This is a genomic window from Arthrobacter sp. 10T419, from assembly GCF_056394105.1.
The window spans coordinates 1-542 of sequence record NZ_JBFTHF010000031.1 but is presented as its reverse complement, the minus strand read 5'-3'; the positions used below and the strand labels follow the sequence as shown (position 1 = coordinate 542).

1 protein-coding gene is annotated in these 542 nt (G+C 62.2%); it reads right to left on the bottom strand.

The genetic code is table 11. The annotated features are described in order from the left end of the window. Positions 1 to 28 precede the first annotated feature (28 nt). Positions 29 to 542 (bottom strand): beta-propeller fold lactonase family protein (locus AC1DBD_RS17725; RefSeq protein ID WP_476982705.1); only part of this gene is annotated, 514 nt, incomplete at its 5' end.

Genomic DNA, 542 nt, shown 5'->3' with positions numbered 1-542 from the left:
GCTGGAACCGCAACCGGCCCGCCTCTCCTCAGGGCCTCGGCTCGACAATGGCGATCGCCACGTTGCCGTTGCCGGTGGGGAATGGGCTGCCCGGCACCGCGGTCAAGGCACCGCTCGTCCCGTTAATCGCGTAGCCGTAGACCGATCCATTGAGCGCCGGCGCGTACAGAAACTTCCCGTTCGGCGTCACGCGCAGCCTTTGGGTGCCTATCCCGGCAGCAACATTCACCGGAGCCGTTGTCGGCATGCCTGTTGTGGCATCGATCTGAAGAGACGAAATATTGTTGCTGCCGCTGTTGGCCACGTAGGCAAACTGGCCGGAAGGTGCCATCGCGATATCGGTCGGCGCCGAACCCACTGCAAACGCGTTGGTACCGACAATGAGGCCAGAACCGGCAGCCAGTGCATGAACGCCGACGGTGCCGCTGCCCATGTTAGGGGTATAGAGAAACGCCCCGTTCGGCGAAAGCACAGCCGCATTCGGTCCGATGCCTCCGGAAGGCGTGTCAGCAAAAAATCCGATATAAAGATCGCCCCGCAAC